Genomic DNA, 2,087 nt, shown 5'->3' with positions numbered 1-2,087 from the left:
GATAGTAACTTAAGTGATCTCGAATCTTTTAATTTGATAATGATGGATATTATTAATAGAGAGTGTGTCTTACATGAAAATATTTTATTTCTTCTGCAACATAATTATAGTCTTCAGTCTTAATAGGGAAAAGATAATTGAGAGAAGTAGAGTAAGGCTACTACGTATACTTACAAACTTTATCAGTAGAAGAATAAGTGTATTTAGTGTTCAGGTTATATACTACTACAATTGCCGGAAGGAAATCTTCATAGTAAAAAGATGATTTATAAAAAGGAGTGTATTTACTTGGAAGATACAAATAAAGAAAAGGTTATTCAAATCGTATTGTGCTGTGTTGAAGAAGTGAATGAAAATCTTGAAAATAAAATTGATCTTGAAAAAGGCTTGAAAGCACATCTTTATGATTGGGAGGGGTATTTAGATTCGTTAGGGCTGGTATCTTTATTGGTAAGTATTGAACAAGGCTTAGAAGATGAATTGGGTTTATCAGTTGATTTGGTGAATTTAGATACAATGTCACAACATAATAGCCCATTTAAAACAATAGAAACATTAGTTGCGTATATTTTAGAATGCCAGGAACAATTAAAATCACTAACATAACAAAATATTAAAGGAGAAAATTTAAAAGGAGGTTAGGTATGCATATTGATTTTTTACTTGAAAGATTTGAAATGAATAAAGAATGCGAAGCTATTGTTTGGGAGGATAAAACTTACACATATGAGTGGTTTCTAAATCAAATAAAGATTTATACAAGGGAGTTAAATGAACATAGAAAGATGGATTATACAATAGTCTCTTTGGAAGCGGATTATTCTCCATACTCTATAGCAATGTTTTTAGCACTTATTGAATTAGGATGTACTGTAGTACCGATATTAAATTCATTGGTTGACAGTAAGAAGAAAGAATACTATGAAATAGTTGAATTAGAAAATGTAATTAAAGTTGAAAGGGGAAGCTTTGAAATAATCAATATACAAAGGGATTACATTCAAAATGAATTATTATTACAACTGAAAAAGTTAAAACATCCAGGATTAGTATTGTTTTCATCTGGTACAACCGGAAGTAGTAAAGCAATTGTACATGATTTTACATTACTTCAAAAGAAGTACAGTGTCGCAAGGAGTGTAAAACGTGTTATACCATTTATGTTATTTGATCACATTGGAGGAGTTAATACTCTATTCCAAATTATTTCCAGCTCAGGGTGTTTGGTAATTATTGATGATCGTACCCCTAATCGAGTATGTAAAATGATTGAGAAACATCAAGTACAAGCTTTACCCGCATCACCAACTTTTATAAATCTACTTATACTGAGTGAGGTTTATAAAAAGTATAATTTAAATAGTTTGCAGACCATTTCTTATGGATCAGAAGTTATGCCTGAGGCTACACTAAGTAAAATAAATGAAATATTCCCTCATGTTAAAATTACACAAATGTATGGGTTGTCAGAATATGGAGTTTTATATTCACAATCTAAATCGAATGATTCTTTGTGGATCAAACTAAGCGATAAGAATATTGAATCAAGAGTAGTGGATGGAATGTTGCAGATCAAGTCAATGTCTACAATGATTGGTTATATTAATGCTCCGAGTCCATTTACTCAAGATGGCTGGCTTATGACAGGAGATATGGTGGAAGTAGATGGAGATTATATTAAAATTTTAGGAAGAAAATCAGAGATTATAAATATTGGCGGAGAAAAAGTATTTCCAGCTGAAGTTGAAAATGTAATACAGCTAATGGATGGAGTAGAGGAGGTTGCTGTTGTTGGTGAAAAAAATGCAATCACAGGGCAAATGGTTAAGGCTGTGGTTAAATTAAGTACAAATGAAAGTGTAAGTGAATTTAGAAAGCGATTAAGAGAGTTCTGTAAAGATAAACTACCATTATATAAGATTCCACAGAAAGTGGTATTAACAACTAAGAAAATGCATACAGAGCGTTTTAAAAAAGATAAGAAGGTATTTATGTAACCAAAAGTTGAAGTCCTTTTATACAATAATTTAAAAATAAATTATAAATCCCTTATATTTTGAAAAAACTTTTTCAAAATATAAGGGATT

General features: G+C 30.1%; 2 protein-coding genes. Both read left to right on the top strand.

Annotated features, from left to right (window positions below; all coding sequences use genetic code 11):
• The first annotated feature begins 288 nt into the window (after window positions 1-288).
• Window positions 289-606 (top strand): hypothetical protein, encoded by a 318-nt coding sequence (locus ABWK52_RS28545; RefSeq protein WP_016090626.1) that lies wholly within the window; start codon window positions 289-291, stop codon window positions 604-606.
• A 38-nt stretch (window positions 607-644) separates the two neighbouring features.
• Window positions 645-1,997 carry an ANL family adenylate-forming protein gene (locus ABWK52_RS28540; RefSeq protein ID WP_098542124.1) on the top strand — a complete coding sequence of 451 codons (1,353 nt, stop codon included), beginning with the start codon at window positions 645-647 and terminating at the stop codon, window positions 1,995-1,997.
• Window positions 1,998-2,087 lie beyond the last annotated feature (90 nt).

Origin of the sequence: Bacillus sp. AP50, assembly GCF_040492675.1 — a bacterium.
Lineage (GTDB): Bacteria > Bacillota > Bacilli > Bacillales > Bacillaceae_G > Bacillus_A > Bacillus_A cereus.
The sequence above is the reverse complement of the archived record's forward strand: the minus strand, read 5'-3'. Positions and strand labels throughout refer to the sequence as shown.